This window comes from Undibacterium sp. TC4M20W, assembly GCF_049340245.1.
Taxonomy (GTDB): domain Bacteria; phylum Pseudomonadota; class Gammaproteobacteria; order Burkholderiales; family Burkholderiaceae_D; genus Undibacterium.
Window position 1 is genome coordinate 156,363 of sequence record NZ_JBMPPI010000004.1, and the last position, 15,428, is coordinate 171,790.

A 15,428-nucleotide genomic window follows, 5' to 3' on the forward strand; every position below is an offset into this window, starting at 1 on the left:
CTGTCTCTCTGGCAGGCTGATTTGATATTGAAGCAGCCTGCATTGTCAGTTGCAGGCCAGGCCCCAGGCTTCAGGCGCTTAAATCCATACCTATCTGAGCCAGTTCTTTTGCACGTGCTGACGCAAACCAATCCTTTTGCGTGGCATCAAATTTTTCCAGAAAACCTTCCTCGGGCAAGTCGCCTGGTCCGGGTGTCAGTTTCAGTATGGCTTCTTTCAGCGTGGCATTACTGAGCAGGTTTTCGTTTTCGGCAAGCGCATGTCTTGCATGCCTGGTCTGAAAATTGCGTGACTCGGCAATCAGTTTTCCCTGGTCATATAGCTTGAGTTCATAACGCTGTTGAGATTTCGAGATATGTGCCATCAGCCTTGAGCGCAGTAAAAATCCTTGTCTGTCGAGGCTGGTAAAGCAGCCATCATTTAACTGGTAGCGTGGGTGACGCCACAATTCTCCGCCATGGTTGCGGTTGGCGAATTCGATCTTGACGACGTTCTGCATATCCAGAGATAAAGGCACGGTGCTTCTGGCGGTCGCATACAGTAAAGGCACACCATCTTCATCGCGGCTCAGATAGCCTTCAGGCAGCAGGCTGAATTGTTCTGAGTGTGCCAGTCCGTTCAGGTCTGGCAAATCAGGATTGGTAAAGCCTTCTTCCATGCGGATGCGAAAATTACAGTCGCGCACGCTTTCGAGCTTGAGTATCAGGTCATCTGGCATGCTCAGCGCATAGCGTGTCTTGAGCACAGACTTGATCCACAGTTTTTCACCCGCTCCTGTCTCTATCTGTTCCGGCTGTATCGAGGCGATCGTGTGCAGTGGGCGGATAATGATTTCACCGGTCTGCTTGCGCTGTATGGCGGCATCAACATAAGGCTCATAGACATTAAGTGCCTTTGCCAGTATTTTTTCTTCAAAGCCGCTCAGTTGTGGCTCTTCTTCCCGTTTTTCCAGGATTTTGGAGAGGATGGCACGTATTCTCTCTTTTTCAGCAGCAAGGTCAGCAAACGCATAACTGCCAAAACGGGGTAATTCATTGAGGATGTTGTTTATTTTTGATTTAACCGTGTTCGGGGTATTCATTTTTATTTTTCTGAGGGAGTGCGTATTGATTGCGTATAGCGAACTGGCCTGCTGTACAGCAGGCAAACAAAGATGATACATGCTGTCCCGGGCATTTGCTGTATCAACAAAGATAACAAAAGTGTCTTATTTCCTTAACTGCAATACTGGCAAAGCCTCGCCCTGAGGGATATTCGCCAGGCCGTGTTTGCAAGCTTTGATCGCGCCATCCCTGAATTGATTTTCACCATACTGCCGGAAGGTTTCTACCTGTTGTTGTATGACGGCCTGTTCAGCCAGATATTGATCACTGACTGTCTGCATGTAAATGCGCCGGGTTTGCAGGCGTATATCGGCAGGCAATTCCGGGAAGCGGGTATCGAAAGAGTCGGCAACTGAACGGGCAAAACTACGGGTTTTGTACACATCAACGTTTCTGAGCCGGTTGGACATGGACACCATGATGATGGACGCCACGTCTTCACAGGCCATTTCCAGTTGCAACAGACTCAGGGGCACCTTCATGTTGGGCGAGGCTATGCCTTCGCTGGCTGCTGGCGTAGAGACTTTCCCGCAGGAGGCCAGCAAGACCGTGGCCGTCAGCGCACATATTAACTTCTTCATCAGGCTACGCCACACAGTCTTGCATAAGACATGCCTACCTCATGATGGGCTTTGAGGTGACGCATCCATTCGTCTGTCTTGTGGACAACCTGAACACCATTCACCTTCAGCGTAGCTACCAGTTCCCGCCGCAATTCGGCGAGTTGCGCTGGAGAATTACTCTGAAAGCACGGTAATTCCACTTTCCAGGCAATGGTAGGAACCAGACTGTGGTGAACTTGCTTTTTTTGCACATATTGGGTTTCCAGGCGCAAAAAGATGGTTTTTACGGCAGGATTCTTGCTCAGGGTCTGGAAAAACTCTTTTTTCCATGCGGGTAATACAGAATTTTCGGTTTCATTCTCGTATTTTTCCGCAATATTTGTTAAGCTCATCAAAATACCTTTATAAAAATGAAGGTAAAAAAACTTTTCTCATCGAATGCTAGCAATTGTGCCTGGAAGTGTCAATTTTGATGCGCCATGCAAAACCCTGAAAATTACTCAGATACGATGAAAAACTATTGCTGGGTATGTATTTTTTAAAATTCGGTTAAGTCAATGAATAAACTCGCTCTGTCTTTGTTAGCCACTTTGGTATTTGGAAATGTTTGTAATATTGCCCATGCTCAAGATAAGAAAAAAATTCCAATTCCTGAAATTCGGGAGCCGCTTGATGACGCACGCTCGCAACGCTTGATTGTACTCGCGACTGACCTGATGTTTGTCAGACATTTTGCCAGTGACAGGCAAATCAAGCTCAAGGAGCTGGAAATCAATGTCAGTCTGGAACCATTTAATGAAAAGCAAAAAGAGCTTTTTGCCATTCGTAAAAAGCAAATGGAAGAGTGCGTCAAAGACGCGACAGCTGTACAGGGTAATTTTTTCACCGCCTATGATCAGTTGAATGCGTCCAAGTACGAGGTATCTGACTATAAGGCGCTCTATGCCTATGCCAAGAAAAACCTTATGGATTTTCAGCGCAAGGATTTGTTGCAGCCTGCTGAGTTAAAGTCGTATGAAGACAGCAGACCACAGGGCTTTATATTCCGCAGCATCTGCATTGATGACGGCGTAGCACCGAAGCTGAAAGAAAAGACAGAATTCGTCTCCCCTAATGCCTTGCCGAAAAGATGATGCAGGCCAGACTCTGCGAACGTTCTGTCAACCATCAGCAAAAAAATATAGGCAATTAAGCGATGATCTATCAACCATTTTTGCGCAAGAAATTACGTAGGCTGGCAACGACCCTGTTTTTGCTGGTCTTGTGCTTGCTCAGTGCCATCGCTGTTTTTGCTTTGCTGGTAACCGCCTTGAATGCCACCGGCGCGGGTGCGATGGCGATACCTGGCGCTTTTGTCTGTGTGATTTTCTATGAGCTGGGACGGTATTTTTTTTACCGTAGTTTTTTCATGCAGCAACTGGCCCGGTTTGCGGCCTGGAAGCAAGTACTTGATGAAAGTAAACAATGAGCACCATGAGTACAATAAGTACATCGGGCACACTGGACACAACCAGTGCCGACCCGGCAATCGGTAAGCCAGCGACGCTGTCTGGCAGTGTCATGCAAATATTGTTTGCTGTCAGTGCCATGATTTGTCTGTTATTTGGTATTGGCCTTACCCGCATGCTCAGTATCTATTTTGAGCAGCGCGTATTCAGCTTGATTATTTTTTGCGCATTACTCTTATTGCCCCTGTGCTTTGCCTTGCGCTTGCCATCACTGACGACCGGGCGGCTGCATTTGCTACTGGTAAGTATATATTTCTTGACCGGGCTGCTGGCCAATACCCTGTTCCCACAATTGAAGGCTTATCTGGCCTGGTTATTCTATGGTTTTTGCCTGATGGTGTTTTTACTTGCCCTGGTAACAGCAGGGCAGGCTGTGCGTCAGGGTATTGTCCGCCTGTTCCGGCGCAATCGCTAAATACGGACGGGACCAAGCTTTGTTGCGCCTACCTATTTCCTTGGGCATTTGTGCACTTGCACTCATGTGGCCAGCGCTGGCAGCACCGGTTGCCGGGGTAAAGTCCGAGCCTAAGCCAAGAACCAGTTTGCCAGGTAAGGTACCCCAGCACCATAACGAATATGAACTTGCCATTTATCGTCTTCCTGCCGGTAGTGAGGTGGCGCGGCAGGTTTGCGGTGTTGCTCACAAGTGTGAGAAAAAAATCAGTGGTCCTTATTCTTTCTATGCGTTTTCATCGCAATTTGATGAATTCGACAATGACTTTGCCAGAATGAATGTCAACCGTTTGCAGCAATATGCTGTATCGGCGAATTACGAATTCATACTGGGAAAATATTTTTCCGTAGCCTTCAAGAAGAGTGGGGCTATAGCCGAGCAGGTCTTATTTGAAGACGTCAGCTTTGTCGTCAGGCCCATGCAGCTGGATGCAGGAAAAATGGAGGTGGATGTGTTTGGCATGTTCAAGTACCACCTGTTGGGATCCGGGCAGAAAATCAGCCCGTCTGGTCGCAATATCAGATTCAAGTCATCCATCAGCGAGTCAAAAAACTTCTTCCTGATCGCTGAGGCACAAGCGCAAAGAAATGAGCCGGTATATCTGGCAGTGATCAAGCAATGTAGTGAAATCATTGATCCTTCGTATGAAGTCAAAATGTTGGAGAAGGGCTTGTGAAAAATTTATACCTCCTGGTTTGTTTCGCAACTGTCGCGCAATCATGCTTTGCGGGTGGTTCCTTGAGTGAAGAGCTGGCTGCCGAGCGTGGCATCAAGCTGGTCAATGTGGATTTGTTGGGGAAATCCAAATCAGCAACGGTAAAACCGCAAATCATGAGTTGCGATGGTGCGCCTGTCAGTAGCAAAACTACGGGTAGTGATGTGCTGCAAAACAAGGATGGAAAAATGGTTATTGGCAGCACTCAGCCCGCACCTGCACGAGAATTTGATGTGGAGAAAATGAAAGAATCACTGATGGATGTATCCAGGCAGGCTGCCAACAGCCGCTATCAGGCAGCCAAGGCGCAGGGTGGAAAAAAGAAAACCTGTAATGTGAATCTGACTGAGTAATTTATCTTAAATAAGCTACCCCCAATCAGCTACCCCCAATCAGATACTGCAAAGTATATCCTCTGGAATACATGCCATGCCATTGATAGATCAATTAGTCGAAGCTCTGCACAATCTGCACAAACCTCATGTGGAACGTGCCCTGCTGCTATACCAGTCCATACAGCCACCAACAGGCCTGGCCGCTGAATACTTTCAACATTTGCAGCAGAACAGCCCCGCAATGGCCGCAGATTTGCCTGCAGATGGCGGTGCAAAGCTGGCCGCAGCGCTGGAAGCCTTGTATGGCGTCATACAGGTATTGAATCGCTGTGCAACCAATTTCCCTTTCGGGCGGGCTTTGCCGCTGCTGCCCTTTGTCGCAGAAGACAAGGCGGTCAGGGCCGTGCAGGAGACCCTGTTCGACAAGATGAAAGATGAATATTTTGCCCCAGCGGTATCTGATGATTCCAATGGCGAGGCCGTGTATTTGAATCGTCTTGCAATGATCAGGGAAATGCTGCAGGAGTAGCTGCCGATGTTGCCACAGTAGTGACCATAGTAATTGCCGGAGTGGCTGCGCAGGTGTCAATAGTTCCAGACGGGCTGGTAGCGCCGCGCAATGTGCAGTAAGTCTCGTGCAACCATGATGGCTAACGAAGATTACCTCTGCATCCCTCCATTATTCCTCAATGCATGGAGTTGATGCCAGCCCGCTTCATGTAATTTTTCTGAAATATTTCCCTCCGTAAATGCCTTTTTTGGATACCAACAGACAGTATTTCACTGCCTTGTTACAAACAAGATGTTTTTTACCATCATTGTCTTAATAATTTAATTGTAAAGCTGGTAGAATTTGGAATAAATGTCGAAAAAACCTTATCTGGCCTTTGTTTTCATAAATTGACATGATAAGATAATTGAAGAATTCTAAATTTTTCCATGAAAAAAGATCCTGCAACATCCGTACAACCAGCGCCCAAGCCTGTGGTCAAAAAGACCAGGCGTTATGGCTATGAGTTTTATAGAGATAACTTCCGCCGCATGACTGTCCTGGCGATCGGCCTGGTCGGTCTGGATATTGTCCTGGTGGTGGGGATGTTCCTGGTATATAGCAGTTTCCCCCAGCGTGATTTGTATGCCACCACGCGCAATGGTTTATTGGTGAAATTGAGGCAATTTGACAGTGTAGGCCAGGTAAAGTCTGCCAAGGCCGCCAAGGCTGCGAATGCGCCAGCAGGCGCAGCAGCAAATGTTGAATCAGCGTATCCATAACGTGTAAGAGGATCAAGATGTCTGGCTCCATAGCTCAACAACAATTGCCAGCCAAGGCGGAAACCAAACCGCCTGTGCATGCTGGTGATACGCCACATGCAGGCGGCAATACCAGGGAAACCACAGGGCAGCCTGAATTGAACATGGCTCGCGCCGAGTTTTATCTCGACCGCTATCGCTTTATCCAGAAAATTGTCGCAGGCTTGCTGGTGCTGACTATCCTGCTGGCGTATGCCTTGTACGATGTTTATCGTAATCCTCCCAAGCCTTTGTATATTGCGGCAGAAAATGACGGGCGCATTATTGAATTGCGTCCCATCAGTCGTCCCACGATTTCCAAGAATGCCTTGCTGACCTGGGCTGCTGAGTCTGTTACCTCGATTTTTACCTATGACTACGTGAACTACCGCAAGCAGTTCCAGGGCAATGTCGATTATTTCAGTGCCGAGGGCTGGCAGGCGTATATGGAGCAACTGGATAAATCTGGCACGCTGCAGACCGTCAAGGAAAAATCCATGCTGGTTTCTGCCGTTGTTACCAGCAGCCCCGTCATCACTGGTGAGGCACCAGTGAATGGTATCTATATGTGGAAAGTGGAAATGCCGATCGATGTGACCTACACACCTTTCGGACAAAGCCCTATCAAGCAAAAACTGATCATCAAGATGAACCTGCGTGCCATTTCTCCACTGGAGAATCCGCGCGGTGTGGTGATTGATAGCTTCAGTACATTCGAGCGGTGATTTGAGGTCGTTGATGATGAATAAGAATAGAAATATCCGGCTTGCCTGTGCACTCTTCCTGAGTTTGCTTGGGAGTGCTGCTTTGGCCAGGCAGAATGCTGCCAATGCTCCAGCTGCCGCCAAAACGCAAACCAAGCCTGGCGAAATGGCCTTGCCCAGTGCTTTGCCGCCTGCACCTGCAGATCCGGCGCAACAGGCCAGCCCCGCCAGGCTGACTGCATCTGAGCTCAATGCGCGTTATAGCGATCCTGCCATGCTGCCTTCGCCAGATGGTTACGCAAGGCCTCGCACCAAGCTCAAGATGCCACAGTTCCGCGATCCCAAAGAGCAGGCTTTTGATGAATTGCTGGATGAAACCGTGACCTTCAGCCGTGATGAAATCAATCGTTATTACGACCGTATTGATGATTTCAAGCGTTCGGTGCGCACGCCTGACGGGCAAATGCACAGAGCAGTGATTTCTTCTGTCATTGTGAACCTGCAGCCGGGGTCGGTGATACCGGTCATGCGCCTGAACGTCAATGAGAATTCGTCCCTGCTGTTCACGGATTCAACTGGCAATCCTTGGCCTGTCGTCAAATTTGCGGCGCCTTCCAAGAGCATGTTTGCAGTGGATTTTCATCCGAATAATAATCCGCATGAGATCGCGCTGGAGCCTATCAAAGATTACGCCTACGGCAATTTGAAAGTTTTTCTCGCGGGCATGAGTACACCGGTTTTTGTGCGCCTGGTTACAGGTCAAAAAGAAACTGACGTGCGCCTGGATGCGAGGATGCCTGTACGCGGCCCGAATGCTGCTGCCCTGATAGAAAAGCAAATGCCGCCTGAGGCTTCTTCCTCGATGTTTTCCATGTTGAATGGCGTGGTGCCGGAAAAGGCCCAGGAACTCAAGGTTGAAGGTGCAGATGCCCGGGCCTGGATGCTGGATGGAAAAATGTATTTGCGACTGACCAACAAGACTTCAGTGCGCTCACCGTCATGGACAGGAACCATGTCCTCGATTGATGGTACCAATGTTTATGAGCTTCCTGCGCGCACGCCAGTTGTCTATGCGGCGCAAGAAGGTAAGAGTGTTGAATTACGCGTGTCGGGGTTTTAAATGGCAGAAAAGAAAACAGGTGGAGCGGCTTTCCTGACAAATCCTAAATCCCGCATGATGGTAATTGGTGTTGCCGTTGTTTTGGTCGCGGGCATTGCACTGGCTGTCAATGGGTTGATCAAGAAAAACTCCATGGGCAAGGATCAGATCGAGCCTACCAGCACGGCAGCCTTGCCTGCAAATGCGAATAAAAAAACCGTCATTGACCCCAATAAAGTCGATGCCCAGCAGTCTGACTTGCGCAAGGTCGCCAACGAAGACGCCGCTAAGCAGGCAGAGTCAAACGGGCAAACCTTTATTGCAACAATGCGCCCGGACGCGGCTCCTGCATCTGTTGCGAATGCTGGCAATAGCGTAGACCCCAGCATGTATGCAGCCCGCAATGCCGACAATGGTTATGCCAGGTATGCTGGCCCGCGTGAACCAAGCGAACAGGATATCCGCGACGCAGAAGCTGCCCAACAGAAAAAAGTCGATGAATGGAAGCGTAAGCTGACTGCTGACAAAGCCAAGATCAATGAGGTATGGGAGCCAGGCTCCAGGGTTTTCTATACGGCATATGTAGGAACTGAGAGCGTTTCGGGCGAGAGCAAGGAAAAAAATGTTCATGAGCAGCCAACCACTAAAGCTGACGCACAAAAGAAAGGCCAGGTTTTTGCCAGGGCTGGTGATATTTTTTATGGCAGCATCGATATAGGCATGAATACCGATGAGCCTAGTGCCATCACCGCCTACATCCTGAGTGGGCCATTCAAGGGGGGCAAGTTGCTCGGTGCACTATCCGGGCAGACTGCGCCTTACTCAGAAAAAGCCGTGATTCAATTTACTTCGCTGAATCACCCTAAGTTTGAGCGTTCCATTCCCGTCAAAATTTTTGCTGTCGATCGTGATACGAAACGTGCTGCGGTTGCCGATAATGTAGACAGGCATTTGCTGACCAAATTTGGCCTCGCAGCCATTGTTGATTTTGCCCAGGGTTATGCCGAGGGCAAGGCGCAAAATAATTCTTCGGTTATTTATGGACAGAATGGTTCGCCTACCATTGTGACGCAATCAGAACTTAATAATAAGCAATTAATTGCCCGTGGTGCCGCAAAAACCATGAACCGTGTCGCCAGTACGCTGGCACCTTATACCAACAGGCCAAATACCTTGGAAGTGTATTCACAAACCGAGATAGGTTTGCTGGTCGCAGCAGACATTGTCTATGTCGAAGGTGTTAATGCTGACAATAACGGTCCGGCACCGGGCACAGCTACGTCAAATGGTGCAAGGCAGGCCGCAGTTGCAAATGCCTATGCACCTGCGCTTCCTATGCCGCCCGTCCAGCCACCAGCCATGTATGGTCAGCAGCAAGTGTATATGCCGCAGCCTGCCTATCCTCAGCCAGCCTATGGTGGTCAGCCCGCAGTGTATGGGCAAATCCCTGTATATGGTCAACGTTAGTACCGCTGGTAAAACGCATTTTCATTTTTGACCGCAAAGCCAAAAGTAAATTGAAGATAAGGAATAGATGATGGGTATGAATGACTGGGACGGCCTTTCAGGCGAGCATGATGAAAATGCCGGAGTTGCTTCTTCGCAAGCTGGTAAGACAGAGTCAGAAAAAAAAGTAGTGCCTGTGTCTGCGGTAGCAGCAAAAAATAATAACAAGACCATGTACCTCGCCATGGGCGGCCTCATGCTGTTCGTCATGGGGGTATATGGTTACTACCAGTACATGCAATTCCAGGCCTCACAAAACGGTGAGCGTATGCGGCAGCAACAGGCATACAAAAATCAAAAGGAAGATGCTGAGCGCAAGAAGCGTGAGTCTGAGGCAAAAGACAAGCCAGTTGTGGCTGCAGCAGATAAACCAGTGGCTGAAGCCGCAGCCGCATCTGCCAGCCAGCCCCAGAATGATGACCTGGCTGCGCTGGCGCAGCTCAAAAACCGCAATGGCAGCAGCCAGCCTATACCTGTTGCAACTACGGCCACTACTGCAGCGCCTGTACCGGTAGTTGTGCCTGCACAAACAGCAAATACGGTGGCACCAAGGCCTGTTCTGCAAAGCGCAGCAGTTGCTCCAACCTATGCACCAACCCAGGATGCACAGAAGCGGGAACAGTATGTCAGCATGCTGGAAGGGCGCGTGAATGACCTCGGCCTGACCAAATTGCGTCTGGAAGCGGAACTCTGCAAATATGAACCCAGACGTGCTTTCTGTAATGCATCTAATAAGTCCGGAGCGCTGCCAGAGACGCAGCGTGAACCCACGCAGGCGAATGCCAGGTCAGGTCAGTCAGTTCAACCTGCTCAGACTGTTCAGTCTGCAGGTGGGCGTGTAATGCTTTTCGATACCGCAAGGCCAGGCAGCACCGTTGCAGCAGAATTGCCACGCGCATCTTCAAAAAGCAGTGTCGCACAAGTGCAAGGCTTGCCTGCACGCACACAGGTAATGGATGCCGCTCCCAAGCCTCTGTCCTTGCAAGGCCTGACTATCTTGCGCGACCGGGTACTGTACCGTGATCGTGATGGCCTGACCCATGAGGTTGAGCTCGGTAGTGATATGGAAGGCCTGGGCCGTCTGGAGAGAATCGATTTCGAAAGAAAATCTTTCCAGGCCGGTGGACGTACTTATAACTGATGAATAACTGATGACGGCTATGGGGACTTTGATGTCAGCATCGCGCTTACGATTTTTCACCGGCATAACTGCCGGCTTGCTGGCAGCGCCGGCCTTTGCTCAGGGCCCTACCGCCCTGACCATGTTACTGACCTTTGGTGAGAGCATTCCGGGACTATGGAATTTCGTACAGGCCGTGACTTTTGTGGTGGCAATGTTCCTGTTCGGTTTTTCCATGTTCAAGTTAAAGCGCATAGGGGAGAGAAAATCCGATGAAGGGGCGATGTCAGTGGTCATGACATTGCTGGCTGCTACCGGCATGTTTTATCTGTCTTCTTCGATCGACACCTTCCTGGTCTCCACCTTTGGCACCAGCACCATCATGACTTATACCACCTCCAGCATCTTGGATGCGGATGGTATCAAGGCAGCGCGGGTAGTGATCGGTTTCGTTAACCTGATAGGTCTGATTGCGTTTGCCCGTGGCTGGTATGCACTCAAGTTGTTGGGATCTGGCGGTGGCCATAAGGAAGACACCGCCAAGCGCGCCATCGTATTACTGGTGGGGGGAACTTTTTGCCTGAATATCGTTGCACTTTCAGAAGTTTTGCAAAAAACATTGGGAATCAGCAACATTATCCTCCCTCCTTGAGATTAGCGTTTGCAGATTGTCTTAAAAAGGAAAATATTTTTACTTTTGTTTGTATAAAAACTTGAAAGCATTTTTTGTCTAGGGTATTCTTATTGACGTTGTTACCGGATTTTGTTGCATCTATTTCTAAAGCTTAGGAGTGTTTCCATGATTAAACTTAACAAAAGTATGAAGAGCAAGCTTGGTCTTGCGTTGGGCGTGGCAGCAGGTCTAGCCGTTTTGCTGGTACCAGAACTGGCTTTTGCACAAACAACCCCAACTACGGGTGGGGCTAAATCGATTGGCCAAGTGGCGATGACTGCGTCCGACAGTATCAATGGTGTGCAAGTCATGATTCAGGGTGCCTGTTATATGGCTGGTGTAGCGCTGGCAGGTGGCTCCATGTTCAAATTCAAGGCACATAAAGACAATCCTCAGCAAACACCTCTGTCCACGCCTATCGTCATGCTGGCTGTGGCTGCAGGCTTGTTGTATCTGCCATCCTTGATGTCAAGTGCTGGTCAGTCTCTGTGGGGCGGTTCGCAAAGCAGCACGCGCGTTTCTTACGAATACAGCAGCTACGCGTCTTAATATTTTTATGCTGGTTCTGGTGCAAGCCGGAGCTGGTAAAGCCGGGAAACAAAGCAGGTCATTTTCATAAGTGAATCTGAAGCGCAAGGTATATTGCATTCATATCCTCTCATGAACAATGGCGTGATGAATGTCTGGCTTTGGCTAAATACAGCCTGGCTTAATACGAGTTGGCATGGCTGGATTATGGAAGTCATTGCAGGCGGAACGGCAGTGATTTGCAAGAGTCACAAAAAGCCTCGCAGGCCATGTCTGCGGGGCTTTTTCATATCCATCTGGTGTCCATGTTACGTGCATGCAACGTTCATGTTGCACCGGAGTATATGTAGAGAGACTCATTTGATGTTTCCAGATGATAGGGGGATGTACCGATTATCTGGAGTACCGCTATTTAATCGGGGAAAATATGTCGGTTGTAAATTCTGTTCTTGAAGGTGTTGATGAATTTGTCTATTGGGCTGGTTCCATGTTCAGGAGCGCTGCTTCTGTTTACTGCGAACTGGAAACCACGGATGATGAGAGCACCCTGGTCGCCAAAGACGGCTCCCTGATCAGTTTTATACGGGTCGATGGCGCAAGATTTCTGGTTGGCGTGGAAGAATTTGCTTCCATTCACCGTTCACTGATGCAGGGGATAGAAGCTTTCTTCGGTAATCCAGGGCACCATATGCAGATCGTCTTTGGTTGTGACAAAGACTTTGTGGTGCGCGACATCACTTATGCCCTTGATGGCTCCAGGGAAACGGCCAGGAACCTGCAAATGGATGTGCAGGACATGTTCGATGCCAAAGTTGCGCACATGTCGCAATACACCTCACATGAAGAGTGCTATCTGGTGCTGTGGACCCATGGTTCGTCCATGACCAAGGCTGAGGCAGCCGCAGCCACCAAGGAAAAGGTCCAGTTCAACAAAGAACATAGTGTGCCCATCATGAAGCACAGTCAGTATCTGTTCGCTGCGATTCGTGAACTGCGCGACAGGCACGGTTCCTTCAAGCGTTCCATCAAACTGGAAATGGACACGGCGGGTCTGGATTGTGAAATCCTTGATGCGCATAGTGCCTTGCGTGTGGCACGCATGTCTTACGACGCTGATTACACAGACGAGTTGTGGAGACCAAGGTTGCTGGGCGACAAGCTGTCCCCGCGTGCTTTTGAAAATCCACATCCGCGTGATATTTCAGACATCCTGTATCCGCGTATTGAACATCAGATCATGCCGCGTGATGCTGAAGAATTGAATGGCAAGTGGTTGCGCATAGGCGACCGCATCATTGCGCCAGTGCATGTCTATCTCTTCCCCAAAGACATCAACACTTTCCAACGGCTGTTTGCGCGCCTCCGTGAGGCAGACCTGCCATGGCGTTATTCGATGATGATGGAAGGTGGTGGTGTACGTGGATTTGGCATGAAATCCATGATAGCGGCGCTGATCTCGTTTGCCTCGTCAAATAACAAACTCGCCAATAATGCGGTGCAGGCCTTGCAGAATTATCAGGACATGGAAGGCGGCACCGTCGTCAAAGTGTCAATGTCATTTGCTACCTGGGCACCAGTTGGTGAAGAAAAACTCTTGCGCAGCCGTGAACAAAGGCTGGCTCGTGCCATCGAAGGCTGGGGTGGCATAGAAGTATTCGACAAGAGTGGCGACCCGTTCGAGGGAGTTGCGTCCACTCTGGTCGGATTTTCGACCAAGAACATGGGCACGCCAGCGATTGCTCCTCTGCCGGACATCGTCTACATGATGCCACTGCAGCGTCCTGCATCTTCATGGAAAGAAGGTGCAGTATTATTCCGCTCACCGGATGGCAAACTGTGGCCTTATCAGCCTGGTTCCAGCAAGCAAACGACCTGGATTGATATTATTTTTGCGAAACCAGGTTCCGGTAAATCGGTCTTGTCGAATATGTTGAACTGGGCGATTTGCGTGATGCCTGGCCTCAAGCGTCTGCCGCGCATTTCCGTCATTGATATCGGCCCTTCATCAAGCGGTTTGATTTCCCTGGTCAAGGATGCCCTGCCGCCGAATCTCAAGCATCTGGCCAATTATTTCCGCCTGCGCATGACGCCGGAATATGCCGTCAACCCCTTTGACACCCAGCTTGGCTATCATTACCCGATACCGCAAGAGCGTGCATTCCTGGTCAACTTGCTGACCCTGTTGACCATGCCTATGGGTAAGACCGAGCCTTATGATGGTATGCCGGATATTTGCGGCATGGTGGTCGATGAAGCTTACCGCCTGTATTCGCCAGAAAAAAGCCCCAAGCGTTATTCTGAGCATCAGGATGAAAAAGTCGATGCTGCCGTCAGGTCATTGGGCTTGCATACCGATGAAATTACTACCTGGTGGGATATCACCGACGAATTGTTCAGGAATGGCATGGTGCATGAAGCCATTCTGGCGCAGCGCTTTGCCGTCCCTAACATGAATGACCTGACATCGGTCGTACAGGATCAGTCTTTCAGGGACGTGTATACCAAACCAAAGACGGCGACTTCTGAAACCATCGTCGATGCGTTTTCGCGCATGATACAGTCAGTCTTGCGTGAGTATCCGGTACTGACATCAACCACCAGGTTCGATATTGGCGACACCCGCATTGTCGCCATCGATCTGGATGAAGTGGCCAAATCCGGCGGTGCTGCGGCCGACCGCCGTACCGGTATCATGTACATGCTGGGTCAGTTCATCGGTACACGCAATTTCTTCTTCAATGAAGAGAATTTGCAGGAATGCCGTCCTCTGTACAAGACTTACCACAAGGGTCGCGTCGATGAAATCAAGGAAGATCCTAAACGGGTTGTCTTCGATGAATTCCATAGGACAGAAAATTCACCGGTGGTACGCGATCAGGTGCTGGTATATATGCGGGAAGGTCGTAAATGGGGCGTACAGGTTTGCCTGCTGTCGCAATCCATGAATGACTTTGATAAAGAGATGGTGGAGTTTGCGACTTCCATCTTTGTACTGGATGGTGGTGATGCCGCCCAGGTCAAGGAAATTGGCGACCGTTTTGGTTTGTCAAAAACCGCCCGCCATGCATTGGAGTCTGGTCGGGTCCATCCGCCGCGTTCTGGTGGTTCGACTTTCCTGGCAATTTTCTCGACCAAGAAACACAGGAACGAGCAATTGCTGACCAACACTGTCGGCCCCATGGAATTATGGGCATTCTCAACTACGCGCAAAGACACCATCCTCAGGGACAAGCTCTACCGTGCTATCGGGTCTTCCAAGGCCAGAAGGGTATTGGCAGAAAACTTCCCTGACGGATCAGCGATGGATGAGATAGAACGCAGGGAGCTCGCCAGAAAATCCGCTACCGGCATGATAGGCGAGGATGATGACACCAATATCATTGAAGCCATGGCTGATGAATTGCTGACGTATTCCCATAAAAAAGACCACGAAGAGAAAAAGCGGGCAGCGGCTTTGGTATAGAACTAGCTCAAGCATAAATAGCGAAACTGGAAACGGACAGCAATTGCTGTCCGTTCCGGTGTGAACATGCTGATGAGCGCTGGCGCAGCACGCATCATGCTTGTTACGGTTGATGCTGTGAATTGTCTGCTAATGCTTTCTTTCTCTGCTTGCACAGCCTCCTCCGATGGCACTGTTTGTCGCCAGTAAATCCAATCATGCTTTGCTGTTATTTTTTCCCGCAAGCAATGCATGTCTGGGTCTGCCTGAATCTCGCAGCCTGCGCAGGGTGAATGCGCGCTCTGTTGCAAGAAAATCAGAATCTGCTGTGCCTTGAAAAATACTCTGTTTCAGCGCTGTAATTTGAATAAAATCTGCAAATATTTTA

17 protein-coding genes are annotated in these 15,428 nt (G+C 49.5%); 14 read left to right on the forward strand and 3 right to left on the reverse strand.

Translation table 11 applies throughout. The annotated features are described in order from the left end of the window. Positions 1-70: 70 nt before the first annotated feature. From ACO0LL_RS06945 to ACO0LL_RS06955, 3 genes are all read right to left on the reverse strand, one after another. Positions 71-1,081, reverse strand: coding sequence for a hypothetical protein (locus ACO0LL_RS06945; RefSeq protein ID WP_422950156.1), 1,011 nt, complete (start codon positions 1,079-1,081; stop codon positions 71-73). A gap of 126 nt (positions 1,082-1,207) precedes the next feature. Next, positions 1,208-1,684 (reverse strand): hypothetical protein, encoded by a 477-nt coding sequence (locus tag ACO0LL_RS06950; protein WP_422950157.1) that lies wholly within the window; start codon positions 1,682-1,684, stop codon positions 1,208-1,210. After that, positions 1,684-2,058, reverse strand: a complete 375-nt coding sequence (locus ACO0LL_RS06955) for a hypothetical protein (RefSeq protein ID WP_422950158.1) — start codon at positions 2,056-2,058, stop codon at positions 1,684-1,686. Before ACO0LL_RS06955 ends, ACO0LL_RS06950 begins: the two co-directional genes overlap by 1 nt. Positions 2,059-2,223: 165 nt before the next feature. Between ACO0LL_RS06955 and ACO0LL_RS06960 the strand changes: the two genes are divergently transcribed. The 14 genes from ACO0LL_RS06960 to ACO0LL_RS07025 all read left to right on the forward strand — a co-directional run bounded on the left by ACO0LL_RS06960 (position 2,224) and on the right by ACO0LL_RS07025 (position 15,061). Further along, positions 2,224-2,799, forward strand: a complete 576-nt coding sequence (locus ACO0LL_RS06960) for a hypothetical protein (protein WP_422950159.1) — start codon at positions 2,224-2,226, stop codon at positions 2,797-2,799. 62 nt (positions 2,800-2,861) lie between these two features. Then, positions 2,862-3,134, forward strand: a complete 273-nt coding sequence (locus ACO0LL_RS06965; protein ID WP_422950160.1) for a hypothetical protein — start codon at positions 2,862-2,864, stop codon at positions 3,132-3,134. 5 nt (positions 3,135-3,139) lie between these two features. Further along, positions 3,140-3,589: a hypothetical protein gene (locus ACO0LL_RS06970; protein WP_422950161.1), complete on the forward strand. Its 450-nt coding sequence runs from the start codon at positions 3,140-3,142 to the stop codon at positions 3,587-3,589. Positions 3,590-3,653: 64 nt separating this feature from the next. Continuing rightward, complete coding sequence (locus ACO0LL_RS06975; RefSeq protein ID WP_422950162.1) at positions 3,654-4,304, forward strand: hypothetical protein; 651 nt, start codon at positions 3,654-3,656, stop codon at positions 4,302-4,304. Continuing rightward, positions 4,301-4,696 (forward strand): hypothetical protein, encoded by a 396-nt coding sequence (locus ACO0LL_RS06980; RefSeq protein WP_422950163.1) that lies wholly within the window; start codon positions 4,301-4,303, stop codon positions 4,694-4,696. Before ACO0LL_RS06975 ends, ACO0LL_RS06980 begins: the two co-directional genes overlap by 4 nt. A 76-nt stretch (positions 4,697-4,772) precedes the next feature. Then, positions 4,773-5,207 (forward strand): hypothetical protein, encoded by a 435-nt coding sequence (locus tag ACO0LL_RS06985; RefSeq protein WP_422950164.1) that lies wholly within the window; start codon positions 4,773-4,775, stop codon positions 5,205-5,207. 410 nt (positions 5,208-5,617) lie between these two features. Continuing rightward, positions 5,618-5,950, forward strand: coding sequence for a hypothetical protein (locus ACO0LL_RS06990; protein ID WP_422950165.1), 333 nt, complete (start codon positions 5,618-5,620; stop codon positions 5,948-5,950). Positions 5,951-5,967: 17 nt separating this feature from the next. Beyond that, the gene (locus tag ACO0LL_RS06995; RefSeq protein WP_422950166.1) at positions 5,968-6,693 is read left to right on the forward strand and encodes a DotI/IcmL/TraM family protein; all 726 of its coding nucleotides are present in this window, start codon (positions 5,968-5,970) and stop codon (positions 6,691-6,693) included. Positions 6,694-6,709: 16 nt separating this feature from the next. After that, positions 6,710-7,792 (forward strand): DotH/IcmK family type IV secretion protein, encoded by a 1,083-nt coding sequence (locus ACO0LL_RS07000; protein WP_422950167.1) that lies wholly within the window; start codon positions 6,710-6,712, stop codon positions 7,790-7,792. Next, positions 7,793-9,238: a DotG/IcmE/VirB10 family protein gene (locus tag ACO0LL_RS07005; protein ID WP_422950168.1), complete on the forward strand. Its 1,446-nt coding sequence runs from the start codon at positions 7,793-7,795 to the stop codon at positions 9,236-9,238. 70 nt (positions 9,239-9,308) lie between these two features. Next, on the forward strand, positions 9,309-10,418 hold the full coding sequence (locus ACO0LL_RS07010) for a hypothetical protein (protein ID WP_422950169.1): 1,110 nt from the start codon (positions 9,309-9,311) through the stop codon (positions 10,416-10,418). Between the two features lie 31 nt (positions 10,419-10,449). Continuing rightward, positions 10,450-11,049: a hypothetical protein gene (locus ACO0LL_RS07015; RefSeq protein ID WP_422950170.1), complete on the forward strand. Its 600-nt coding sequence runs from the start codon at positions 10,450-10,452 to the stop codon at positions 11,047-11,049. Positions 11,050-11,196: 147 nt separating this feature from the next. Continuing rightward, positions 11,197-11,619 (forward strand): hypothetical protein, encoded by a 423-nt coding sequence (locus ACO0LL_RS07020; RefSeq protein ID WP_422950171.1) that lies wholly within the window; start codon positions 11,197-11,199, stop codon positions 11,617-11,619. Positions 11,620-12,025: 406 nt separating this feature from the next. Beyond that, complete coding sequence (locus ACO0LL_RS07025; RefSeq protein WP_422950172.1) at positions 12,026-15,061, forward strand: hypothetical protein; 3,036 nt, start codon at positions 12,026-12,028, stop codon at positions 15,059-15,061. The last annotated feature ends 367 nt before the right edge of the window (positions 15,062-15,428 follow it).